Here is a 20,552-nt window from a genome sequence, read left to right as displayed (position 1 = left end):
TATCCATGAGCACCATCAAACACATCAGAAAGCACGTTTTCAAAGTAACGCAGGCAGAGTTTGCGGCTCTTGCAGGTGTGGCGCAGGCGACTGTTTGCAGGTGGGAGAAAGGCGTTTCCCCATCTCTCGATGAGATGCAGGCGATACGGAATGCAGCTTCACAGCGCCCCGATATCGTCTGGGATGATGCGCTTTTCTTTTCAATCCCGGAGGAAGTGGCGTGACCAAAACGGTTCTCAACACCTTCACGTTCGATCCGCCAAGCCAAGATGCGGACATTCAGGACGTATGCACATGGCTGATCAGGGTCATGAACAAGAGCGACAAGAGCGTTGTGTTCGTCGCCAGCGTCATGACCTTCTTCCTCCAGAAGGGCGGCATCAGTGAGAAGCAGTTCACCAGTCTTCAGAAGGTCTATGACCGAGTTCTCGACCAATACAATCGCGGCGGTTTGGTCGTTCAAGGCTGCCTGATTGCCGAAGATGACGGCACGCCCACGAACATCGTGAAGTTTGGCGCGAAGAACGCGACCGGACGGAAATGACCCTCTCCATCCCCCAATCACGCGAGGAAACTCCAGTGACCACGATCTACCAGTCAATCAAATGGTCCTCTGACATTTCCGCCGCTCCGAAGGGCGAGACGGTAGTTAACAAGCGGACCATGCTCGTTAAGGGCAAGCCGGTCGACCAAGAGATTCCAACATTCGTCCCGACGTTCATTTTGGCACTGACGAAATGCGGGAAGGTCGTTCGCACGTACTGGATCCCCGGCAATGGCCGACCGCTTGAAGCGCGCTGGTCTGGATTGAACCACGGCGAGCAGCCGCTTGCGTGGGCGCACTGGCCGGATGCTACCGAGCTGGACGCAACGCTTGCCGCTGCCAACGCTGCTGACGCCATCCTCGCGCATGCTGAGGAGGACGCTTGATGAGCAAGTGGAACCTCCAAAAGGATATCTACCTCGTTGCCTACCATGAGATCGGCGCAGACTTCGTTGCCCAGCATGACCTTGGCTTCAAGACGAAAGGCGCTGGCGAAAAGCGCGTCAAGGAACTGAAGCGGACAGGCGTATGGGAAAAGATCGAAGCTTACCTTGCCGCTCAAACAGTCATGCAGTCGTGGCATACGCTGACCTTTTCGCGGCATGAGGAAGCGAGAGAAATCGCACTGAATGAGCTTGAGACAAGAAATCTGCCTGTACCTGAATGGCTGAAGGAACAGCTGGAGAAGGCGGCATGACTGGCGGTCTCACTCACCAGCAAGCGGACACGCTGCGCTTCATCCAGGCATTCATAACCGAATCTGGCGGCGCCGGTCCTTCCTACGACGAAATCAAAGACGCTCTCGGCCTTGCATCCAAGTCCGGCGTCAATCGCCTTCTCAAAGCCCTTGAAGAGCGCGGACGCATCCGCCGCCTTCCGCACCGGGCCCGTGCAATCGAAATCATCAGAGGTGTGTGATGGCATCATGCAATTTTACCGTGGGAATGAAGGTGGTTTGCATTCGGCCATCGGGACATCTTGAGTTCAGTTGCTGCTGCAACACGGTTCCTGAGCTCGGTCAGGTCTACACGATCAGGCAAATTGAAAAGAACCCAGCCAACGGCGAGATCTATTTTCGGCTTGAAGAGATCGTCAACCCTCCGCGTTACTATGCTGAAGGATATGGCGAATATTGCTTCCACCGCAGCTGGTTCCGCCCCGTAGTCGAGCGCAAGACCGATATCTCCATCTTCCGCGCCATGCTGAACAAGACACCTGAACAGGTGCCAGCATGAGAACGCCTCATCACCGCGGGCCGGTAGAGCCCAACGACGGCGCATCTGCTGCGCTTGATACCGAAGCACAGCAACAGATCGAAGAAATCCAAGGCGCAACGCGCTGGGTGCGCCGACAGGTGGCACGGTCATGAGCGCGATCTTGAATGATCTGGTCAGTTTCCTGCTGTTCGTCATGGCTATGGCCTTTGTCTGTTCTACGGTTCTTCTCGGATTGGTTTGGCTGGTTGGCTTTTTGGCACGTCGCCGGACGCATGAGGCAGACGCCTACGACAATCTCAGCGATCACATGTGAAGGGCCTGACCAATGGTACAAGCAGCACACAAACCCTCACAAACCGACACAGAGCCTCACCAGCGCGATCTTGAGCACAAGCTGGCAATCAGCCTCGGCAAGACGCTGAACGCATTCGTGCGGTCTCTAAACAAGGAATAGCCATCCCCGGTGCTGTTTAGCTTGGCGGCAGCGCACCGGGATTGAGGCGAGACAAACTGAGGAAGGGGGCTCCGGTCTCCTTTCTCAAACCCCTCAAAACCAATGATCAGAGAATAGGTCAGGTTTTCGAGGAAAGCTTACACGATGTCAGAGAATTTCTTACTCAAACAACAAGAGAACGGACAGGGAAGCGATGTCATGAGTACGGCTGTTGCAAGCGAATACGTGCGGAAAATGGTGGAACTGGAAACGTCAGGAAATGGCGATCTGGACAATGCCATGAGGCGGATCGCTCGCCGGTACGGCCTCAATTTCTGGCAGCTTTCACACCTGCGGACGGGCAGGGCGAAGGCTCTCACGATCGACGCATTCCAAGGAATCCGCGGTGCATATCTGGATTTCTGCGCTCGAAAGATCGCGGCTCTCCAAGACGAACTTTCGAGGGAACAAGCGAGGTATGGCGATGAAGCTTTTCAAGATCTTGCTGATGAGGCTTCGGCTCTCATGGCGAAAATTCAGGCAGCCAAAGAACGGCAACGAGGTGAAACATGACAGTAGGCAGTAACACCAAACTATCAGATGGAGACCGGCAGAAGCTCTTTGCCTACCATTTCCGAAAAGAACTGTCGGCGGAAACAAAGCGCCGTGAAGCTGCTGCCGAAAAGTCCGCAAACCGGAAGATCGCGAAAGCAGCTGATTCGTCTTTCACTGCACAGAAGTTCGACCACTATTTGAAGGCTCACTTCGGTGACGATGACCAGAATCCGGTCGATCGGCTCAAGAGCGATCGAGAGAATCTCGAATGGCTCGGCCTGATCCCGGCGACAAGTGGCGGCGATTTACTTGCTCAAGGCGATCGGGTTGACCGTGAACAAATGATCCAGGCCAAGGGCTACAAGGCGGGTTTGCTCGGTCTGGATAAAGTCTCCGGTTATGACGCCGGAAGCTCTGACGACAAGCTCTGGCGCGAATCCTACGATGCCGGAAAGCGCGAATACGACACTGACATTCCAGACATTATGGCTCGCGTCGAAGCCGCGATGAACAAAGAAGAACAAGCACCTGAAGGCGATGACCCCTTCAGCGACGGCGACTGATGTTCTCCCTGACCGCGCTGCTGGGCTTGCCATTGCCCGTCTCGAAAGCAGCGCGGCAACTATCCCGGCGCGAATGCCGGGAGTTTTTCTCTTCCGAGGTGGGATCATGAATCAAACACATCAACGGATCACATATTGCTGCCCAACGTGCGGCAACACTATCGGTGAAGCTCCTGCAATAGACGCGGTGATTGCTTCGATCGGATCATTCCAGCAGCGGGCAATCCTCAAGGCTTTGACGAAGAAGGTCGGCCAGCCGGTCGGCGGCGAAGAGCTTATGACCGCTCTTTTCGGCTTCCGCAAGGTCAAGCCGAAATACCCCCGCAGCGTATTCCAGCAAACGATGGCAGACGCCAGGCAGAAGATCGAAGAGTTCGGCTGGACAATCGTAGCCAAGCGGGCAGGCCGCGGCGGGTCTGTCTATCGCATCATCCCAACAGTGGCAGGTGCGGTATGAGTATCAAGATTTGGGGTTTCGACCCATCAAAGACTAGCGGGATAGCTGAGTGGCAAATCAATCGCAGCCATGCCTCTATCTGGTGCGACATCCTCCGCATGCCGGACGAATGCGACCATTACTGGTTCGGCGTCCAGATGCAGCGCAAGCTGATCAACCTCGTCAAGGAACGTGGGAAGCCAGATATCTGCGTCATCGAGCAGCAGAGCCTCAACAGCATGGGGAACAACCTTGACGGGGTAATCTACCCTTGGGGCGCAGCAAACGCATTCTGTGGCGTTCTAGGCGGCGCCTATGGTGTTCCTGTCCTGCGGATAGCGCCGCAATCCTGGCACGTTCCATTCTTCGGCAGAGGCTTCAAACCGCCGTTCAAAACACACAAGCTGAAGAAGCCAGATCCGAAGACCGGCAAGATGGAACGGATCGAATATCTCTGGAAAGACGCATGCGTGAAGGCGTGCGAGGATATGGGCATCGTCCTGCCGACGCCGAAATCTCTAGCCCACAATGCCGCGGATGCTTGCGCGTTGGCGATCTGCTGGAGAGCAGCAAACCCCATCCATCAACAGTATCACCAGAACTTCATGTCGCTCGTGCAGGGCCGGAATGAACGTGGAGCGGCGGCATGACGGACGCTTATCAAAGTTTCCTTGAGCGCAAGCGCATCATCGATCCTGCTACGGGCATCATGGATGACATTTGCCTTCGGCCTGTCATGAAGCCGCACCAAAACGATATCACACGTTGGGCCTTGCGCCGCGGTCGCGCCGCTGTCTTCGCCGGCACTGGCTTAGGCAAGACCCTGATTGAACTGTCATGGGCTGAGAAGGTCGCACAGTTCACAGGGAAGCCGGTTATCATTTTTGCGCCATTAGCGGTCGCAGAACAGCATATCAGCGAGGCAGTCAAGTTCGGCATCAAGGCGCAGCTCGTAGCCTACGATCCGTCTGAAGGCATCGGCGTGACCAACTATCAGAAGATGGAGCATTTCGACATCGCTTCATTCGGCGGCGCCGTATTGGATGAAAGCTCAATTCTGAAAAACACAGAAGGCAAGTATCGCGCGAAGCTGATTGAGGAATGCGCGAAGGTGCCATTCCGGCTTGCTGCTACAGCAACCCCGGCGCCAAACGACTTCATGGAGCTTGGTAATCATGCCGAGTTCTTAGGCGTCATGTCTTACACTGACATGCTGGCAACCTTCTTCACACATGACGGCGGCGATACTCAGAAATGGCGCCTCAAGGGTCACGCAGAGATTGAGTTTTGGAAATGGATGGCTTCATGGGCGGTCATGCTGCGCAAGCCATCAGATCTTGGCTATGACAATTCAGGCTACGATTTGCCTCCGCTCAAATATCACCAGCACACCGTTGGGGTTGAGTACGCGCCAAGCCTTGATACTGGCCTTCTCTTCCCCATGGAAGCCCGCACGCTGCAAGAACGCATTGCGGCACGCCGAGACAGCGTAGAAGAGCGCGTTGCACTAGCGGCGTCTATTACGCCATCTGACAAGCCTTTCGTGTGGTGGTGCAATCTGAACAGTGAAGCCGACGCTCTTGCCAAGGCGTTGCCAGGTGCAGTCAATCTTCAAGGCTCAGACAAAGACGACGACAAGCGCCGCAAGCTAATCGATTTTTCAGAAGGCCGCACGCGCATTCTGATCACCAAACCATCTATCGCCGGATTTGGGATGAATTGGCAGCACTGCGCCGATACTGGCTTTGTCGGCCTCAACGATAGCTTCGAGCAGGTTTATCAGGCCGTTCGCCGGTTCTGGCGATTTGGACAAACTAAGCCAGTCAATGTGCATTTCATAGCGTCCGAAATGGAAGGCGCCACGGTTGCCAATCTGAAGCGCAAGGAAGCCGACGCCGAGCGCATGGCCGCTGCAATGGTCTTGCATATGGCCGATCTATCAAGCGCTGCCGTGCGTGGGGCTGTCCGCGAGAGGCCCGATTACAATCCAACAATTCCAATGAAAATTCCTGCATGGGTAGGGGAGTGCGCCGCATGACAATCAATGCTGTCAATCAGGTCGTTACGAAGGAATATGCGATCTACCAGGGAGACGCATGCGAGCTTATCAGGGGTATCCCGAGCGAAAGCGTTCACTTCGGCATCCATTCCCCACCGTTTGAGGGCTTATACAAGTTTTCCAACTATGACCGGGATATATCGAACAACGAAGGCCCGCAGTTTTGGGAGCATTATGCGTTCCTTATTTCCGAGTTGTTCCGTGTCACGCGACCAGGACGCATTCACTCTGTGCATTGCATGCAGCTTCCAACGAGCAAAACCCGTCATGGCTTCATTGGCATGCGTGACTTCCGCGGCGAGATCGTTCGAGCATACGAGGATGCAGGTTGGATTTTTCACTCTGAAGTTTGCATCTGGAAAGATCCGGTCATCGCACAGCAGCGGACGAAGTCCATTCGGCTGTTGCACAAGCAGATTACGAAAGACAGCACCATCAGCGGAATGGGCTTGGCTGATTACGTTGTTAGCTTTCGCAAGCCAGGAGATAACCAAGATCCGGTATCGGGTGGTTTCGAACGTTGGTCTGGTGACGAAAGCTTAGACATCAGCCGAGAGGCATACGATCGGCACAGGCAGCAGGTCGAAAGCGAAGGGCGCGCGGCTTGGCCGTTTGAACAATGGCGGTCAATCTTGGTCTGGCAGCGTTACGCCTCACCAGTATGGATGGACATTAACCAGACAAATACGCTGCAATATCGCGCCGGACGTGACGAAAAAGATGAGCAGCACATTTCCCCGTTGCAGCTAGACGTTATTGAGCGCTGCCTGGATCTCTGGTCTGCCCATGGCGAAACAGTTCTTACCCCATTTCTCGGGATTGGCAGCGAGGTTTACAGCGCTGTCAAGCTTGGACGCAAGGGCATAGGCTTTGAGTTGAAGCCGTCCTATTTTCGCCAAGCAGTCAAGAACATAGCTTCTCTGAAGACGGAAAAGAGCAGCGACCTGTTCGAAATGGCAGGTGTTGCATGAACATGCGCTCTCAGCGCGTCCTGATGGACCGCATCACCGAAGAAGACGGCTTCAACGCTGCTGAAACAATCCTCTCTTGCATCCTTGCTGATAACGAGCTGCTGAAGGAATGCTCGTTGGAGCCGGAAGACTTCGAAGAGGAGCTTCACCGTATCCTGTTTGCTGAGGCAACGAGGATGTTCCGCGCCGGACAGAATGCGAATGCAGTTTCACTGAAGCCCTTCATTCCGAAGCATCTGTCAGGGGCAACATTCACTCCAGCAGAGTATCTGACCAGGCTGATGCTGAATGGGACGAACGGGCTCACTAAAGCCGGTTTAGATGTAGCTGTTCAGACAATCAAATCGGTCTCTTTGGCTCGCACCTTGGAACGCGAAGGAACCTACGCTGCCGAGATGGCGAAGGAAGGGCATAACCTACTGACGCTTACAGATGAAATCGAGGCGTTGGAAACAAGACTTCGTGAATGCCGGACCCGCATGCAGGATCTGAAAAGCAGCACATCTGCTGGATCCGCATACATGCAGTCATTCAACGCGTCGGCCCGAGCTGACGGTGTGATCGGTGTTCCTATCGCCCTTCCAGAGATCGCCAAGGTTCTATCGGAGCCCGTGTTCGAGGCTGGCAACCTCTACGGCCTGCTATCCTCATCAGGCGAAGGCAAAAGCTCCCTCACAATGCAGTTGATCTACCATGCCGTGAGACAAGGGCATCCAGTCCTGTTCCTGTCCTACGATCAGTCTGCGTCCCAATGCGTACGCCAGATGATTTCTCAGGTCCACGGAATCAGCGTTGCCCAGCAGAATGCACCGTTCGAAAAGATGACGGATGCAGAGCGGGAAAAGTGCATCAAGTTCGCAACATGGATCGATCGGCAGCCGCTGGAAATCATCCGGTGCCAGCGTGAAGGGGTAACGCAGCTTCTGGCCTATGCCCGTCGCTTCGTGAAGCAGCATGCCAATGGCAAAGCGCCATTCATCGTGATCGACCATATCGGCAAGGTGCGGCCTCGCGATCCAAAGCTATCACCAGACCGGATTTCAGGAGAGGTAACCGTCGAGCTGAAAGCCTTTGCGGAAGAGGCCCACGCTGCCGTCATGATCCTCAACCAGCGCAACACAGCCGGAACGATCAGAGACAACCCGCGCCCCATATCCCGCGACCTCTACGGCGGCGAGGGCGCAAAGGCTGACTATGACGGGATCATCTATCTCTACCGTCCAGCCAAGTACAAAGCCGATCGGGAAGCCACAGCAGCCAGGGATTCCGACTGGAAGACGATCAACAAAGTCTTCGGCCATTACGGGGAAGAGATCGACTCCATTGCCGAGATCGGCGCGATCAAGGTCAGGTTCGGAGATTCCGGCATCCGGGAGATCCTGAAGTTCATCCCGCGCTTCACTCGATACGAGTCCAGGCAGGCGCAGCAAAACGGAAGGCTTCTGTGATGAACCAGTCAGAAGCAAGGGCAAAACTCACGGAGTACGGGTACGTGGGTGAATACCGGCTAAGCTGGAGAACAGAGTATTTCACCGTGACAGAGTGGAATGCGGCGGCAAACAAGCCAACGCCAAAGACGTTCAAGAATCCGCTGATAGCTGAGCTGTTTGCATGGCGCGAAAAGCACAAGCGGGAAGAAGCAGTCATGCGCCGGGATGGCGACACAATCGGAACAATAGAGGCCCCGACGACACAGAAGGCGCTCGCCAAGAGCCAAGCCGACAAGCTGTTCTCCAAGGGCCGAATGATCAACGTCCAAAGAATTGCAGGTGAAGCATGAGTGAACATGAACAAAACCACGCGCCCCAAACACATGTGGGTGGATGGCAACCGATAGAAACTGCCCTTGTTGGTGCCAAAGGCGTATCTTGGATGCTTTTGGCCTACGGGCCAGAGGATGATCAGTCGGTTAGCGTCGGGATGCGTTTCAACGACCAATATTTTGCGGCGGGTATATTTTACAAAGGTGGGGGCTACAACCAACGCCAATTTGAGTTTCGCGAGCATGAGGTAAGCCCGACGCATTGGATGCCTTACCCTGAAGCGCCATCCGTTCTAACCGCCAAAGCCATACCGGGAACCAGTGCCGCCAGCACGCTGCTTCCCGGTTCCTCATCGCTGGCATATTCGGAGGTAGAAACCGATGGAAGACAAGAGCAAGCAAATCGAAACCTTAATCGACAAGGCGGCGAGGGCCGACAAATCGGAGGACGCAGTTCGGTTTTCACAAGCAGCTTGCAATGCGGCGAACGCGATGTGTGCCGCGAAGACAGCGGCGACGATTGGGAAGTGAATGACGGTGGGGGCATCAAGCCCCCATCGCCACAAACGAATTTGGGTGGCTGTAAGGCCAAGCGCTGGCTTGTCGAATGGACGCTGCCGAGCGGCTCTACCCGATGGCAGGTGTTTGAGCATGAGCACCAAGCCCGAATATTCCAAAGCGGCCAGTCGCCAAACCCTCGGGTGACTGCGCTTTACGATCACCCATCACCTCAACCGAAACAAGAGGGTGATCAATGAACGCCCTCGTCAGCATATCCTATGAGGACAGACTTAAGGCTGATATACGAGCCCGTAGAAGCGTCCTCTTCAATTCCGGCATAACAGAGTGCCAGACGCAAGAAACGCGCTCAGAGACCTCGTGCGACGATTTCAGACCATATCAGGCAAAGGTATTGGTGAGAAAGCCTCGCCAAACCCAGATGCGGGACGAACAAGTTACATGTGATACCCCGATCCAGCCTAAGCGATCTGCCGTGGTCCGATCATATGCCATCTACAAGGCGCATGACGCCCATTACCACGCTTGGCTTGCCTGGAGATCAGTGTTCGGGCTGGAGCATGACCATGAAAAGCACTTCCAAGGTTTGTGCATATTGGCCGGTGTATCCAGAGACGAGGTAAGGTCTCAATGCCGGGAAAAGAGCATTGTCCTGATCCGTGTCGCCATCGCTCGCAGCATGGCTTACAGGTTCCCAAACCTCATGCACAAAGTGCTTGCTTCCCTGATGGACCGCGATCGGTCAACTGTGTCTGGATACTTCGGCGGTGCGCAGAAGGTTGCCTTCAGCCCGTACTTGGTCCGTCAGAAGAAAATCAGCGGTTCGCGCATTCCGATAAAGGTCAAGAGAGAGATCGTCAGACGATATCGCAGCGGCCAGCACGCAAAGGTCATAGCCAAAAGGTTCGGCATCGATATCAGCACCGTCTATGAATACAGCCGTCTCGAAAAGCAGGGAAAGCTCCCATGAACGAAGACATTGCACAGCTCATCAATCAGCTTGAGACCGCAAAGCACGCCAGCTTTGATCTGGATTGCCGCATTGCGGAGATCCTTGAGCCAGAACGCTTATCGGGCAACATGCTGCCAGCCTATTATACCGGGAGCCTAGATGCTGCTGACAATCTCGCCAGCCGGATATTCCCAGACCGAAGCTGGAAGATGATCAAGGCAGGCAAGGCCCATTTAACGCATCCAGAGAAGCGAATCCTCGACACTGAAGGGGAATGCTTCAACGCAGCCACAGCGCTCTGTGTGGCGGTCCTACGGGCGAAGCAGAAGGGGTGGATGAGGTGAGCAGAGCCATCGAACAGCGAATGGCGGACATAATAGCGGAAGAGCTGTCATCGTTTGTGGAATGGTGCGGCAAAGAATGGACTCTGACCAAGGAGATGGCCGCAAAAGATCCTGAACTGAGAGAGCTCACTGGGGATTACCTCAACGGGTACAATGCAGCGCTGGAAGGCCTGAAACTTGCACTGGATAGTTATCGGGATGAGGTCGGGCCATGAGCAATCACCGCGAAGCACTGGCAATCCTGAGTGAGTTTGGCGTGGAAGTCGTTGAGAAGAACGTTATGCCCAAGCCTGGCCAAACCCGATCGGCTGCCACGCTTCAACGGATTGTTCGCAAGCGAGGCGTGGAGCATGGCCGGATGGTGATCATGATCCTCATGGAATCGGAAAACAATCGCATGGCTCTGTGCGAGACTTCGATAGGGGCTGTGTCTGATGTAGTCTTGGCATTCAAACGCCACTACAGCGCCTTGTATGAGGCAAGGATCAGCGATCTGTTCGCCTTCTTCGACCAGACCCCTATTGCAACGATAAGGCTTCTGTTCACAGACGGGCTAGAAGGCGTGGTAAACAAGCGTGCAGCGCTGGCAGGACTTCTATGGGAACGCATTGTCCGGCAATTTGGGACACCGCAACTGGACATTCTTGACGACAGGAAGGTGAGGGGATGAGTGAGGACAACGAGGGGCCTATTCGTGTTGGACAAGCCTTTGCGTGGATTAAGGCTGATGAAATCAGACGTCGATTGAGCGCACACAACGAAAATCTGGCGGAGCACGCTGGTCGCCTTTATCGACTTCAAGAAACATCATCGGAGCTTAGGAGCCGTTTCAGTAGGTATGATAGGGCGCCAAAAACACCTTCTGCTGCTGCACGATATGTGAGCAGCCGCCCACTTGAAAAAGACGTCGACTCTCTCTGGGCACTATGTTCGTGGTCAGACGAGAAGATCCTTCTCGACGTAAAGACTCTAGAGTTTGTCAGGCAAGCGTCTCAACACAATTACGCCATTGAGTGTGACGCCATCCAGCGCGAGATCAGCGATCTTGAGAAGGAGCTCGAATCTTTGCAGGCCAATGCTGACCATTCCTCCCCTAAGCAGCCCTATGTACCAGTGAGCCAACCTAGCAACTTAGAAATTTTCTGGGCAACGCACGGGCAGTTAGTGAAGTTTGCGGCGGTATTCGCAGTCTTGTTTGTGGCACTTTCATTGCTTGGAAAGGGATAGGAAATGACCCAAGAGCAGATCATGGAGCTATTCATTCAGGCCGTGGAGGTGGATCGACGCCTGCCCCAGACGGCCAAGCCGAAAGCCCTCAAGGCCATGAGCCTCCCATATGTCCACGACACAGCCGATCAGAACGGGTGGGGCGCCGAACGATACCTTGAAGAGCGAGCAGAGTTCTTCGATGCCAGATCCACTCGCCTGACAAAGAATCAGATCGGTATTTGGGAAGCCGCCATGGAAGCGATCAAGCTTTGTGAGAACGAAAGCCAGCGCCGGTCGTTATGGGCATGGGCAACCGCGCAAGCCGGTGGAATGCCACTGTCGAAGTGGTCAAAGACCGTCGAACATATCCATCCGGCAACGGCTGAATGGCGAGCAAAGCGGGCAATCCGCGTGATTCATAACCAAATTGAAAGCAAACGGTGTTTGCATAACCAAAACGATATGAATGGCGACTTGTCAGATACCCCTAAAATCATGGATAACAGGGATAAGATCAGGGCATGGCGCGACACAGACACAGAAGGTCTGATGCCATGCTACTTTGATCAACAGATTGCAGGAATCTCCGTCAAGGAGCTTGCCCTTGCGAAACGCCGAGAGCGGGACGCTAAAAGACGGCAAAGCGAGGCTGCGTGATGAAGATCATAAAGCAAGGCATAGACCCAAAATCGAAGGTCTACATCGGAGAATGTATATCGTGCGGGACCGTTATCGAGTTCCAGAGGCATGAAGCGCAAAAGGAAACCTTTGATCAGCGTGATGGCAGTTGGATGCTGATCGGTTGCCCAACCTGCAAAAAGGGCATCAGCGTTGCTGTTTAGTGCCAGAGACGGAGCTACCGGCGTTGTTAACCGGATCGGTTCCGTCTCGAATATTCGCCCGATGGGGCAAAGATTGGCCTTGGAGCCTCGTTGGTTGAGGCAGCAGTCTCTAAAACTGCAGGAGCGGGTTCAAATCCCGACAAGGCTACCAGTTAACTAGGAGCAAATGACATGATGTAGCTTTCTACCGGCCCTCCATCGGAAACCTCAGACAAACCACCAAGAGGTCAAACGATGGAATGAAGCGATGAAAGTTTATCTGAAAGTCAAAATCAAAAGCCTCGCTGCTGAGGCTCACATCATCCGCAAGGAAGCCCGGAAGGTTTCAGGCGATCTGCGGCACTCTCTGAACGAGCACCGAAAGTTTGATGTAAGGCGTGAAGCCAGAGCTGCATTGCTCGCTTACGGCTTTCTCAGGGGCCTTGATTACTCCAGAATGGAGGGCAAGGTTGACAGGCCTCCGTATTGGAGCCGCATTGAGCAGCTTGTGAAGAAGTATGGGGAAGGCGATATCCGGGATCGGATGCAGCGTTTCTCCGAATGGAAAGAAGCCGCGACGGAAAAGAAGGCGGCTTAATATCTGTTTCAGGGCCTCGGTTAGTGTTCGAGAATGCGCTTGTCCAAATAGAGGGTTGTCCGCTCCTTCGCGTTGTCACTCTTCGGCCTGCCTGTCTTACTGGCGTGCTCTTTGGCGACTACAGCAGCTTGTTTGGTTGACTTTGCCAAACGCTCGCCAACCGTTGGCTTGGGGGCCTCTGCAATCTTGATAGCCATTTCTTGTCTCACATTATGTTGCACTTAAAGTGGCACCATAATTCAAGGCTGCAAAGTTCGCTAGATCACCGGCTTGAAGACACCGTAAAAAATCAATCGGAAATCAAATGAGCAAGTCAAAGCGTGGGGGCAGGCGAGAAGGGGCCGGACGGCCTCAAGGAGCGCAATCAAGAGCTACGAAGGTACACAAGGCTAGCCTAAGCGAGTTGGCGCGTGAGCATACCTCTACGGCCCTTTCTGCGCTGGTCGATATTGCTCAGAAAGGTGAGAGTGAAAGCGCTCGTGTGGCTGCGGCAAACTCTCTTCTCGACCGGGCATATGGGAAGGCCCCGCAATCCCTGCAACATAGCGGCCCGACAGGTGGCCCCATCCAAACCGTCGCCCTCGACAGACTGAAGGGCATGGAAGAAGAGGAGTTGAAGATCCTTGAACGCGCCCTTGTCCAGATCGGCCTTGCTGATGGCGATACGGGCGGAGCTGGCGAGCCGGAAGAGTGAGGAACAGAAGGTAGAGGAACGAAAGCGCCTCCTTTCATCCCATGAGGAATTCACGGCTCACTTCTTCGAACAGCAGCAGGGACAGCGTTTCGAGTTCGGCCCTCACCATGAGGTGGTGTGCCAGACCATTGATCGGGTGTTTGCCGGCGAGATCAAACGGCTTATCATCAATATTCCGCCTGGATACTCCAAGACAGAGCTTGCGGTGAAGATGTTCATCGCTCGCGGTTTCGCGGTGAATCCTCGGGCCCGCTTCATCCATGTGTCATACGCCGACACGCTGGCACTGGATAACTCGCTCGGTATTCGAGATCTGATCTACTCGGCAAGCTTTCAGGATCATTTCGCAGTCTCACTGAGAGCCGATGCGAAGACGAAGGGGCTTTGGAAGACATCTGCAGGCGGCCACCTTCGTGCGGCTGCTGCTGGGATGCCGATCACCGGCTTTCGTGCGGGTATCCTTGCAGAGGCAGGTTTTACGGGAGCACTGGTCGTGGATGACCCGCTCAAGCCTGATGATGCGAGCTATGACGATCAGCGCCGGTTCATCAATGAACGCTGGCACACGACATTCAAGAGCCGTTTGGCCCATGAGGATGTCCCTGTCATCGTGGTTATGCAGCGGCTGCATTCGGATGACTTCTCGGGGTATCTGCTGCGTGGTGGATCTGGAGAGATCTGGGATCACCTGATCCTGCCTGTCGAGATCAAGGCAGATGCCAAGTACCCAGCAGACTATACCCACGGTCGCCCGATAGAGCATGGTCTGCCAGCAGGCCCACTGTGGAAGCTGAAGCACACTGAAAAGCAGATCGATATCCTGCGGCGGGATGGGAAAACCTTCTCGTCTCAGTATGTGCAGGATCCGCGGTCCAGCGAGAACCCAGCGTTCCCGACAGAGCACTTCTACCCATACGAGGTACGCCCTCGCACGCTCAATATCGGGATCATCGTTGACCCGTCAGAAGGGGCGAACACGAAGTCTGACCGAACGGCTATGGCTGTGATCGGGATCGACGCCAACGCGAACAAGTACCTGCTGGATGGCTACTGCCACCGCATGAGCCTGTCGCAACGCTGGGAGAACCTGCGCACCCTATGGCAGCGGTGGTCAAGGATGCCGGGGGTTCGATCGGTCGATGTCGGTTATGAGAAATACGGGATGCAGTCCGATCTCTCCTACATCAGGGAGAGGCAGGAAGTAGACGGCCCGCATTTCCCCATTGCCGAGATCAATTGGCCCAAGTCAGGCGGGCACGCGAAAGAGGATCGCATCCAAAGGCTGGAGCCTGATTTCAAGGCTGCTCGGTTCTTCTTGCCAGGTGTCGTGTTCCGTCAGGAAGAGGGCGGCGACTGCTACTGGACCGGCGAAGAGCATGGGATCACCTATCGGCGCGTCATGGGCAAGACCACGGCGCAAAAGCGGATGGAAGAGACCGGCGAAGGCTGGCGTAACGCGCAACCCATCAAAAGGCGTGATGAGAACGGCCAGATCTATGATGTGACTGCGGTCCTCATGGATGAGCTGAAGGACTTCCCGAACGCGGTGCACGACGACATGAGCGATGCGGTATCGCGCATCTACGACCTCGCGACGGTCCCGGCATCAATGGCCGAACACAACGAAGTGGCAGCACTCAACGCAATGCTGACCGAAGAATGAACCACACACACAATAGGTGGATCTTGGACAAGAGTGCATTTGTCGAATTTGGGTATTCGGTCACTCCTACATCGAACGGCGGCATCATCGCGAAGCCGTTTGGCGGGAATGCCGACCAGTTGAATTGGGTCTCATTCACCACCCCGGCAGAGTTCATTGAATGGCTCAAGGGTGAGTATGGGGTAAAGGATGCGCCTCATGAAATATATAGGCCCGATAAGTTCCTTGAGCAGGTCGGCAAGAAATTGGCGCAGCGCCCTTCGGGTCGCGCAGCAGGTGACCGCCAGTTCGCCGGTGGAGCGACGTATATCCTGCGTGAGTATCACTTAGGCAGTGACGATAATCAAACTCCATTCTGGAGATGGGAGCACGAGGCATGTCTAAGAACCTGAGGCCCACGGTAGTCAAGAACACCGAATGGAGCCTTGAGCAGGAATGCAAGAAGGCTGACCCGGATTGGATCCGCGACCGCAATTACCTGCCGGCCTACGAGTTCAAGGGCAGGGAGTTCATCGACCACAGAGACAACGTTTATCAAGGTGATGAATGAGCAAAGCTAGCCGTGTCCCGATCGAAATAAGCCAGCCAGAAGCGAGCATCGTTGCGCAGATCATTCGTGACGTAGGCCCTTCAGTCCTTGGACATTTTGATGGGTGCATATGCTCTAGGTTTTCAATTCGGAATGTTGACTTCGTTGTAAGCTGTGGTTCGTCATCCGCTCGTGGGGCTGTGATTTCTACCAAATCCGGCGACTATGAAAAGGTTTCCGACCTGTCACCGATAGTCGACGCATTCCAAGAAGAGATGAGTGAAATATGCGGCGGTGAATTGCCGGTAACAGCGAGAGTGAATGAATGAGCCTGATCCTCCCCCCTCACGTTCACGCGGCTCGTGCTGCTGCAAAGCTCAAGGCCCATATCGAGGCGTGGGCCCGAGACGTGATCTGGAAGGAGTATCCGGGGCACTTGTTCTCGGTAGAGTTCAGCCTGTTCGACCGCTCCTATCAGATCAACCACCCTCTGATGGCGTCCAACAAGGCGAGCATGTTCATTCCCGGCACCTGTGACAACGTGGAAGCGGAATTGAAGCGTCTGGCAGGTGAAGTGCTGGAGCGGGCCAACCTGCCACGCAAGGCGCTGGAATCCTACCAGCAGTACGACGATGCCCAGGCAACAGCGAAAGAGGCGTTTAAATGCCGTTGATCGAAAATCGCGATCCGACAGAGCCGACGCTTTCGCCGGACCATAACGCCCGTCAGAAGGCTGATGCCGACATGAGCAAGCCGCTCGTGGAAGGCGAGGGCGAAGAGTTCGATATCGAGGATTCTGCCGTCTTCACCGATCGCGAGATCCTGTCCTACATCGGGCAAGCCAAGCGTCGTGCACGCAACTACCAGCAGGTTGCCGCCCTTCGTGAATGGGAAGAGAGCGAAGCGGCCTATCGATCGGCGCATCATGACCGCTCGAAGTACCTCAAGCCGCAGTACAAGAACCGTTCGAAATACTTCAAGCCGAAGACCCGCAGCGCCGTGTTCAAGTCCCTCATGGCTTGCTCGGTCGCCTTGTTCTCGTCTGCCGATGTCATTGCTACGGAAGCATCAGACGATAGCGATCAGGTCCAGCGTGCCAATGCTGCGCTCATCAAGGAGCTTCTGAACCATCGCCTGAACAACAAGACGCGCCGGTCTGGCGTTCCATGGCGTCATATCGTGCTTGGGGCTCGCCAGCAGGCGCAGGTCATGGGCCGGTGCGCATCGAAGGCTTACTGGAGCTACAAGGCCACCACGCGCACGGAATACCGAGAAGAAGTGCGCCCTGTTTTGTCTGGTGACGGAACGCCGGTCATCGACTTCAGGACCCAGCAGCCATTCACTGAGCGCGTCGAAGTCGCCTATGAAGTCGTCGATGTGATCGAAGACCGTCCAGTTGTGGAGCTGTTCCCGCTGGAAATGATCCTCATCAATCCGGCTGCATCGTGGGTCAACCCTATCCAGTCTTCACCGGATCTGATCGTCCAGCATCCAATGTTCTACGACGATCTGATGGGCATGATCAGCGAGGGCGGCAAGTCCTCAACCCCATGGCGCGAGGTCAACGAAGACCAGCTTTCGCAAGGGCTCTATTCCGACAACGAGCTTATCGGGCTCAAGACGGCCCGCGAAGGCGACGGGGCGAAGAATAGCCAGGGCGGATCAAGCGCGGCCTCTGGCAAGTCTCTGAACGGGCAAGGGCGTCTCTCTGGCGCGGTTCTGGACGTGTGGGAAAACTTCTTCACCGTGCAGGGCATCGACTACCACTGCTGGTCTCTAAAGGATCTGGTGCTGCTATCCGATCCGGTTCCGGTCTCACAGGTTTACCCAGCATTCCGTGGTCAGCGCCCGTACCATGTCGGCACGGATATGATCGAGCCGTTCGTGCTCTACCCGGAGTCAGACGTTCACTCATGGCAGCAGCAGCAGGCAGAACTGAACGAGCTGACCAACCTGCGCATGGATGCGATGCGCAAGAGCATCTATCCCACTGCCAAGGTCGTTGCGGGCAAGAACATCGACTACAAGGCCGTGCAGAGGCAGGACAGCCAGAACCTAATCTTGGTGCGTGATCAGACCGACGTGATGTGGGACCGTCCACCAGGCCCGCCACCGTCCGCTTATCAGGAGATGAACTATCTCAATACGGACTTCGATGATTTGGCCGGCATCTTCGCGGCGGGCTCGGTACAGACAAACCGTCAGCTCAACGAAACTGTCGGCGGCATGGCGCTTATCAGCCAGAACGCCAACGCGGTATCGGAATTCAAGCTTGCCATGTTCATCGACACATGGGTGGAGCCGGTACTGTCGCAGCTCGTAGCGCTCGAGCAGTATTACGAAGATGATGCAACGATCCTTGCGATTGCTGGCAAGAAGGCGCGTCTGTGGCAACGGTTCGGGATTGATCAGATCACGGACGAACTGCTGGAAAGCCAGATCACGGTGTCGATCAATGCTGGATCGGGCACATCTGACCCGATGATGCAGCTTGCTCGGTTCAAGACCGCGATGGAGATCACCGGCCCGTTCATGGCGAAGGCCATGCAGGACGGCACAGCCGAACTCAATGTCGAGGAAATCGCCTCCGAAGTCTTCAGCAAGGTTGGCTATCGCAATGGCGCCGATCGCTTCATCAAGTTCAAAGAAGGCGGCAAGAACCAGCTTCCGGCTGAACAGGTCAAGAAGCTCATGGAAGCCGCTCAGCAGAAGATGGGCGAATTGCAGTCCGAAAATGAAAAGCTCAAGTCCGGCGAACAGACGAAAGTCGTCATGAAGCAGATGGACATGGCCGACAAGGACCGTGACCGTATGTTCAAGGTTGGCCTGGAGCGCATGAAGCTCGGCGGTGATTTCCAGATGGAAGCCTTCAAGGCAGATCACGAGACCCAGTTGCAGGCCAACCAGCAGAGCTACGAGTTGTGGAAGGACATGGTCCCTCTGCCACGCATTCCCACTCTGCCAGACCTTCCTCCAATGCCAAGGCCGTTCCGGTAATCCATGATTGATCAGCTCTTTGAAGACCGTGCGCTAGCAGACATAGCGCAGCGGGACGATACCTATGCCGCCACGATGGATGTGGTTCAGGCGTGGGAGGCCATACGCGGCGATTTGCGTTCGCGTGGTCCATTCACCCGGATGCTGCTTGAGTTTCGCGGGACAGCCCAGCAGGCGATGCAGGATCTGGTTTACGCGAACCCATCGGACGCCCGAGTTGTGGCTTCCTTGCAGAACGAGGTGAGGCGCTACGCCCACCTGATGACGATCATTTCGGAGTACCGCACGCAAGCGGAAGCCGTCATTGCCAACGAAGGTGACGGCGAAGACATCTCCGAAGAAGACAGCGAATTCATCGCAACCCTCGAAAGGTAATTGAACCAATGGCTGGAATGGACAACACCCCGTCCTTCGACAATGACCACATCGATTTGAACACCGAAAATCGAAAGGTCGAGCAGTTCTCCGATGATACGGTTCGCTCCGCACCGGAGCTTGAACAGGCACCATCGGCGCCAAAGCAGGAAGATGCACCGGCCCGTCCGGTTGATCCGCGTGCGCAGCGTCTTCAGGAAATCGCTGAAAACCGCAACGCATACCGGAATGAAGAACTCGCCACGGAAGACGAGCGTTTCGGTCGCCAACGCGACGTAGCGCCATCAGCACCGCCGTCTGAAGATGACTATGTGGATCTGAAGGTCCGCAAGCAGACACAGCGCATGACGGTGAAGGAGCGCGACAACATCCTGGCTGAAGACTGGGATCTGTCCGATATCAGCGCCATGTCGGAAGCTGAGAAGAACCGCAATGCTCAGCAGATCCTCGCGCTTCGGTCCTATGGACAGGAACTGAATTCGGTCAAGGAGCAACTGAAGCAGCCTCAGACGGTCATCCAGCAGCAGCCAGTCCAGCAGCAGGCCGAACCGGTTACGCAGGAACCGCCAAAGACACCGCGCCAGATCGCGCAGGAAAAGCTCGACAAGGCCTATGAAGACCTTGAATTCGGCGTTGAAGGCGCTCGCGCAAGAGCCGTCGAAGCACAGAACGAATTGGCAGACATTGCCGCTCAGGAAGCCATCCAGCGCAGCAGAGTGGCAGAAGCCTCTAATGGCTACGACTACGATTTCAATTCAGCGTGGAATGAATCGGTCAACGATCCCGCGTACCAGCAGAATGTTCTCGCCATCGGCATGTTCGAAAAGGCGGTTGATGTTGGCATGCGCAAGATGATCGCAGACTGCCTCAATGCGCAGCCGCAAGAAGTGCAGAACGCATTCCTTCAGCGCGGCATCACTCCAGAGTTCATCGGTCGCGCTCCAAAAGAGCAGATCACCAATCTCTACAAGGATATGGCAATCAAGTCCTATCCTGTCCCACGGCCTTCCGCACTCATCAAGGCCGTAAATCAGCATATCACGTCCCAGATTGCCGGAACCACCCCACCGGCAGCGCAAGGCCAACACCCCGGCACAGAAGCGAACAGCGGACCTCACCTCGGCCTCGATCGATCTGATCGGAAAGCCGAAATCCAGAACCAACCGCCTCGCGCTGGCGTGCCTCGTCCCATTCCGGGGTCGGCACCACCTGCTCAAACCGAACAAGAGCGAAGGAAAGCCACGATCCAAGCTGAAAAGGCCCTCCGCCGCCAAGGCCAGCCAGTCTCAGCTCGGTAAATCAACACGCGAG

Annotated in this window: 31 protein-coding genes and 1 pseudogene; 31 read left to right on the top strand and 1 reads right to left on the bottom strand. The window is 55.3% G+C overall.

From position 1 onward, the window contains the following. Window positions 1-5 precede the first annotated feature (5 nt). The 23 genes and pseudogenes from ASD54_RS16025 to ASD54_RS15920 all read left to right on the top strand — a co-directional run bounded on the left by ASD54_RS16025 (window position 6) and on the right by ASD54_RS15920 (window position 12,983). A complete protein-coding gene (locus tag ASD54_RS16025) occupies window positions 6-224 on the top strand; it encodes a helix-turn-helix transcriptional regulator (RefSeq protein WP_062555632.1) in 219 nt (72 codons plus the stop codon). Continuing rightward, window positions 221-544 (top strand): hypothetical protein, encoded by a 324-nt coding sequence (locus ASD54_RS16020; RefSeq protein ID WP_062555631.1) that lies wholly within the window; start codon window positions 221-223, stop codon window positions 542-544. The genes ASD54_RS16025 and ASD54_RS16020 overlap by 4 nt, the downstream gene beginning before the upstream one ends. Before the next feature lie 35 nt (window positions 545-579). Continuing rightward, a complete protein-coding gene (locus tag ASD54_RS16015; RefSeq protein WP_062555630.1) occupies window positions 580-930 on the top strand; it encodes a hypothetical protein in 351 nt (116 codons plus the stop codon). After that, window positions 930-1,241, top strand: coding sequence for a hypothetical protein (locus ASD54_RS16010; protein WP_062555629.1), 312 nt, complete (start codon window positions 930-932; stop codon window positions 1,239-1,241). The genes ASD54_RS16015 and ASD54_RS16010 overlap by 1 nt, the downstream gene beginning before the upstream one ends. Then, window positions 1,238-1,453 (top strand): annotated as a pseudogene (locus tag ASD54_RS16005) (repressor LexA); the annotation flags it as partial. The gene ASD54_RS16010 and the pseudogene ASD54_RS16005, both read left to right, overlap by 4 nt. Window positions 1,454-1,461: 8 nt before the next feature. Continuing rightward, window positions 1,462-1,779, top strand: a complete 318-nt coding sequence (locus ASD54_RS16000; protein WP_062555627.1) for a hypothetical protein — start codon at window positions 1,462-1,464, stop codon at window positions 1,777-1,779. 130 nt (window positions 1,780-1,909) lie between these two features. Then, window positions 1,910-2,074 carry a hypothetical protein gene (locus tag ASD54_RS26650; protein ID WP_156379253.1) on the top strand — a complete coding sequence of 55 codons (165 nt, stop codon included), beginning with the start codon at window positions 1,910-1,912 and terminating at the stop codon, window positions 2,072-2,074. A 285-nt stretch (window positions 2,075-2,359) separates the two neighbouring features. Next, complete coding sequence (locus ASD54_RS15995; RefSeq protein WP_062555626.1) at window positions 2,360-2,767, top strand: hypothetical protein; 408 nt, start codon at window positions 2,360-2,362, stop codon at window positions 2,765-2,767. After that, complete coding sequence (locus ASD54_RS15990; RefSeq protein WP_062555625.1) at window positions 2,764-3,312, top strand: hypothetical protein; 549 nt, start codon at window positions 2,764-2,766, stop codon at window positions 3,310-3,312. Before ASD54_RS15995 ends, ASD54_RS15990 begins: the two co-directional genes overlap by 4 nt. A 106-nt stretch (window positions 3,313-3,418) precedes the next feature. After that, entirely contained in the window at window positions 3,419-3,769 is a 351-nt protein-coding gene (locus tag ASD54_RS15985) for a hypothetical protein (RefSeq protein ID WP_156379252.1), read from the top strand. After that, window positions 3,766-4,398, top strand: coding sequence for a hypothetical protein (locus ASD54_RS15980; protein WP_062555623.1), 633 nt, complete (start codon window positions 3,766-3,768; stop codon window positions 4,396-4,398). The genes ASD54_RS15985 and ASD54_RS15980 overlap by 4 nt, the downstream gene beginning before the upstream one ends. After that, window positions 4,395-5,786 carry a hypothetical protein gene (locus ASD54_RS15975; protein WP_062555622.1) on the top strand — a complete coding sequence of 464 codons (1,392 nt, stop codon included), beginning with the start codon at window positions 4,395-4,397 and terminating at the stop codon, window positions 5,784-5,786. The genes ASD54_RS15980 and ASD54_RS15975 overlap by 4 nt, the downstream gene beginning before the upstream one ends. Further along, window positions 5,783-6,778, top strand: a complete 996-nt coding sequence (locus tag ASD54_RS15970; protein ID WP_062555621.1) for a DNA methyltransferase — start codon at window positions 5,783-5,785, stop codon at window positions 6,776-6,778. The genes ASD54_RS15975 and ASD54_RS15970 overlap by 4 nt, the downstream gene beginning before the upstream one ends. Continuing rightward, complete coding sequence (locus ASD54_RS15965; protein ID WP_062555620.1) at window positions 6,775-8,226, top strand: DnaB-like helicase C-terminal domain-containing protein; 1,452 nt, start codon at window positions 6,775-6,777, stop codon at window positions 8,224-8,226. The genes ASD54_RS15970 and ASD54_RS15965 overlap by 4 nt, the downstream gene beginning before the upstream one ends. Next, a complete protein-coding gene (locus tag ASD54_RS15960) occupies window positions 8,226-8,558 on the top strand; it encodes a hypothetical protein (RefSeq protein WP_156379251.1) in 333 nt (110 codons plus the stop codon). Before ASD54_RS15965 ends, ASD54_RS15960 begins: the two co-directional genes overlap by 1 nt. Next, window positions 8,555-9,298, top strand: a complete 744-nt coding sequence (locus tag ASD54_RS26645; RefSeq protein WP_156379250.1) for a hypothetical protein — start codon at window positions 8,555-8,557, stop codon at window positions 9,296-9,298. The genes ASD54_RS15960 and ASD54_RS26645 overlap by 4 nt, the downstream gene beginning before the upstream one ends. Then, on the top strand, window positions 9,295-10,029 hold the full coding sequence (locus ASD54_RS15955; protein ID WP_062555618.1) for a helix-turn-helix domain-containing protein: 735 nt from the start codon (window positions 9,295-9,297) through the stop codon (window positions 10,027-10,029). Before ASD54_RS26645 ends, ASD54_RS15955 begins: the two co-directional genes overlap by 4 nt. Further along, the gene (locus ASD54_RS15950) at window positions 10,026-10,355 is read left to right on the top strand and encodes a hypothetical protein (RefSeq protein WP_062555617.1); all 330 of its coding nucleotides are present in this window, start codon (window positions 10,026-10,028) and stop codon (window positions 10,353-10,355) included. The genes ASD54_RS15955 and ASD54_RS15950 overlap by 4 nt, the downstream gene beginning before the upstream one ends. Further along, the gene (locus ASD54_RS15945) at window positions 10,352-10,570 is read left to right on the top strand and encodes a hypothetical protein (RefSeq protein WP_156379249.1); all 219 of its coding nucleotides are present in this window, start codon (window positions 10,352-10,354) and stop codon (window positions 10,568-10,570) included. The genes ASD54_RS15950 and ASD54_RS15945 overlap by 4 nt, the downstream gene beginning before the upstream one ends. After that, window positions 10,567-11,025 (top strand): hypothetical protein, encoded by a 459-nt coding sequence (locus ASD54_RS15940; RefSeq protein ID WP_062555615.1) that lies wholly within the window; start codon window positions 10,567-10,569, stop codon window positions 11,023-11,025. The genes ASD54_RS15945 and ASD54_RS15940 overlap by 4 nt, the downstream gene beginning before the upstream one ends. Beyond that, window positions 11,022-11,582, top strand: a complete 561-nt coding sequence (locus tag ASD54_RS15935; protein WP_062555614.1) for a hypothetical protein — start codon at window positions 11,022-11,024, stop codon at window positions 11,580-11,582. Before ASD54_RS15940 ends, ASD54_RS15935 begins: the two co-directional genes overlap by 4 nt. A 3-nt stretch (window positions 11,583-11,585) precedes the next feature. Beyond that, on the top strand, window positions 11,586-12,221 hold the full coding sequence (locus ASD54_RS15930; protein WP_062555613.1) for a hypothetical protein: 636 nt from the start codon (window positions 11,586-11,588) through the stop codon (window positions 12,219-12,221). A gap of 432 nt (window positions 12,222-12,653) precedes the next feature. Continuing rightward, a complete protein-coding gene (locus ASD54_RS15920) occupies window positions 12,654-12,983 on the top strand; it encodes a hypothetical protein (RefSeq protein WP_062555611.1) in 330 nt (109 codons plus the stop codon). Between the two features lie 20 nt (window positions 12,984-13,003). Here the strand turns inward: ASD54_RS15920 and ASD54_RS26640 are convergent, their stop codons facing one another. Next, a complete protein-coding gene (locus tag ASD54_RS26640; RefSeq protein ID WP_156379248.1) occupies window positions 13,004-13,180 on the bottom strand; it encodes a hypothetical protein in 177 nt (58 codons plus the stop codon). A 107-nt stretch (window positions 13,181-13,287) separates the two neighbouring features. Here ASD54_RS26640 and ASD54_RS15915 point away from each other — a divergent pair, with 107 nt between their 5' ends. The 8 genes from ASD54_RS15915 to ASD54_RS15885 all read left to right on the top strand — a co-directional run bounded on the left by ASD54_RS15915 (window position 13,288) and on the right by ASD54_RS15885 (window position 20,539). Next, entirely contained in the window at window positions 13,288-13,677 is a 390-nt protein-coding gene (locus ASD54_RS15915) for a hypothetical protein (RefSeq protein ID WP_062555610.1), read from the top strand. Then, complete coding sequence (locus ASD54_RS15910; protein WP_162249590.1) at window positions 13,607-15,340, top strand: hypothetical protein; 1,734 nt, start codon at window positions 13,607-13,609, stop codon at window positions 15,338-15,340. The genes ASD54_RS15915 and ASD54_RS15910 overlap by 71 nt, the downstream gene beginning before the upstream one ends. A 23-nt stretch (window positions 15,341-15,363) precedes the next feature. Next, window positions 15,364-15,732 carry a hypothetical protein gene (locus ASD54_RS15905; protein ID WP_156379247.1) on the top strand — a complete coding sequence of 123 codons (369 nt, stop codon included), beginning with the start codon at window positions 15,364-15,366 and terminating at the stop codon, window positions 15,730-15,732. Further along, window positions 15,717-15,890: a hypothetical protein gene (locus ASD54_RS26635; RefSeq protein WP_156379246.1), complete on the top strand. Its 174-nt coding sequence runs from the start codon at window positions 15,717-15,719 to the stop codon at window positions 15,888-15,890. The genes ASD54_RS15905 and ASD54_RS26635 overlap by 16 nt, the downstream gene beginning before the upstream one ends. A 304-nt stretch (window positions 15,891-16,194) precedes the next feature. Beyond that, the gene (locus ASD54_RS15900; protein ID WP_062555607.1) at window positions 16,195-16,542 is read left to right on the top strand and encodes a hypothetical protein; all 348 of its coding nucleotides are present in this window, start codon (window positions 16,195-16,197) and stop codon (window positions 16,540-16,542) included. Then, entirely contained in the window at window positions 16,533-18,866 is a 2,334-nt protein-coding gene (locus ASD54_RS15895) for a hypothetical protein (protein WP_062555606.1), read from the top strand. The genes ASD54_RS15900 and ASD54_RS15895 overlap by 10 nt, the downstream gene beginning before the upstream one ends. A gap of 3 nt (window positions 18,867-18,869) precedes the next feature. After that, window positions 18,870-19,241 carry a hypothetical protein gene (locus ASD54_RS15890; RefSeq protein WP_062555605.1) on the top strand — a complete coding sequence of 124 codons (372 nt, stop codon included), beginning with the start codon at window positions 18,870-18,872 and terminating at the stop codon, window positions 19,239-19,241. A gap of 8 nt (window positions 19,242-19,249) precedes the next feature. After that, a complete protein-coding gene (locus ASD54_RS15885; protein WP_062555604.1) occupies window positions 19,250-20,539 on the top strand; it encodes a hypothetical protein in 1,290 nt (429 codons plus the stop codon). Window positions 20,540-20,552 lie beyond the last annotated feature (13 nt).

This window comes from Rhizobium sp. Root149 (assembly GCF_001427345.1).
GTDB classification, from domain to species: Bacteria; Pseudomonadota; Alphaproteobacteria; order Rhizobiales; family Rhizobiaceae; genus Neorhizobium; species Neorhizobium rhizoryzae.
This window is presented reverse-complemented; position numbering and strand designations above follow the sequence as displayed.

Bases quoted from the DNA above. Each gene is read 5' to 3' on its own strand.
- ASD54_RS16025 (WP_062555632.1), top strand. From the start codon at position 6: ATGAGCACCATCAAACACATCAGAAAGCACGTTTTCAAAGTAACGCAG.
- ASD54_RS16010 (WP_062555629.1), top strand. From the start codon at position 930: ATGAGCAAGTGGAACCTCCAAAAGGATATCTACCTCGTTGCCTACCAT.
- ASD54_RS16000 (WP_062555627.1), top strand. From the start codon at position 1,462: ATGGCATCATGCAATTTTACCGTGGGAATGAAGGTGGTTTGCATTCGG.
- ASD54_RS26650 (WP_156379253.1), top strand. From the start codon at position 1,910: ATGAGCGCGATCTTGAATGATCTGGTCAGTTTCCTGCTGTTCGTCATG.
- ASD54_RS15995 (WP_062555626.1), top strand. From the start codon at position 2,360: ATGTCAGAGAATTTCTTACTCAAACAACAAGAGAACGGACAGGGAAGC.
- ASD54_RS15990 (WP_062555625.1), top strand. From the start codon at position 2,764: ATGACAGTAGGCAGTAACACCAAACTATCAGATGGAGACCGGCAGAAG.
- ASD54_RS15985 (WP_156379252.1), top strand. From the start codon at position 3,419: ATGAATCAAACACATCAACGGATCACATATTGCTGCCCAACGTGCGGC.
- ASD54_RS15980 (WP_062555623.1), top strand. From the start codon at position 3,766: ATGAGTATCAAGATTTGGGGTTTCGACCCATCAAAGACTAGCGGGATA.
- ASD54_RS15975 (WP_062555622.1), top strand. From the start codon at position 4,395: ATGACGGACGCTTATCAAAGTTTCCTTGAGCGCAAGCGCATCATCGAT.
- ASD54_RS15970 (WP_062555621.1), top strand. From the start codon at position 5,783: ATGACAATCAATGCTGTCAATCAGGTCGTTACGAAGGAATATGCGATC.
- ASD54_RS15965 (WP_062555620.1), top strand. From the start codon at position 6,775: ATGAACATGCGCTCTCAGCGCGTCCTGATGGACCGCATCACCGAAGAA.
- ASD54_RS15960 (WP_156379251.1), top strand. From the start codon at position 8,226: ATGAACCAGTCAGAAGCAAGGGCAAAACTCACGGAGTACGGGTACGTG.
- ASD54_RS26645 (WP_156379250.1), top strand. From the start codon at position 8,555: ATGAGTGAACATGAACAAAACCACGCGCCCCAAACACATGTGGGTGGA.
- ASD54_RS15955 (WP_062555618.1), top strand. From the start codon at position 9,295: ATGAACGCCCTCGTCAGCATATCCTATGAGGACAGACTTAAGGCTGAT.
- ASD54_RS15950 (WP_062555617.1), top strand. From the start codon at position 10,026: ATGAACGAAGACATTGCACAGCTCATCAATCAGCTTGAGACCGCAAAG.
- ASD54_RS15940 (WP_062555615.1), top strand. From the start codon at position 10,567: ATGAGCAATCACCGCGAAGCACTGGCAATCCTGAGTGAGTTTGGCGTG.
- ASD54_RS15935 (WP_062555614.1), top strand. From the start codon at position 11,022: ATGAGTGAGGACAACGAGGGGCCTATTCGTGTTGGACAAGCCTTTGCG.
- ASD54_RS15930 (WP_062555613.1), top strand. From the start codon at position 11,586: ATGACCCAAGAGCAGATCATGGAGCTATTCATTCAGGCCGTGGAGGTG.
- ASD54_RS15920 (WP_062555611.1), top strand. From the start codon at position 12,654: ATGAAAGTTTATCTGAAAGTCAAAATCAAAAGCCTCGCTGCTGAGGCT.
- ASD54_RS26640 (WP_156379248.1), bottom strand. From the start codon at position 13,180: ATGGCTATCAAGATTGCAGAGGCCCCCAAGCCAACGGTTGGCGAGCGT.
- ASD54_RS15915 (WP_062555610.1), top strand. From the start codon at position 13,288: ATGAGCAAGTCAAAGCGTGGGGGCAGGCGAGAAGGGGCCGGACGGCCT.
- ASD54_RS26635 (WP_156379246.1), top strand. From the start codon at position 15,717: ATGTCTAAGAACCTGAGGCCCACGGTAGTCAAGAACACCGAATGGAGC.
- ASD54_RS15900 (WP_062555607.1), top strand. From the start codon at position 16,195: ATGAGCCTGATCCTCCCCCCTCACGTTCACGCGGCTCGTGCTGCTGCA.
- ASD54_RS15895 (WP_062555606.1), top strand. From the start codon at position 16,533: ATGCCGTTGATCGAAAATCGCGATCCGACAGAGCCGACGCTTTCGCCG.
- ASD54_RS15890 (WP_062555605.1), top strand. From the start codon at position 18,870: ATGATTGATCAGCTCTTTGAAGACCGTGCGCTAGCAGACATAGCGCAG.
- ASD54_RS15885 (WP_062555604.1), top strand. From the start codon at position 19,250: ATGGCTGGAATGGACAACACCCCGTCCTTCGACAATGACCACATCGAT.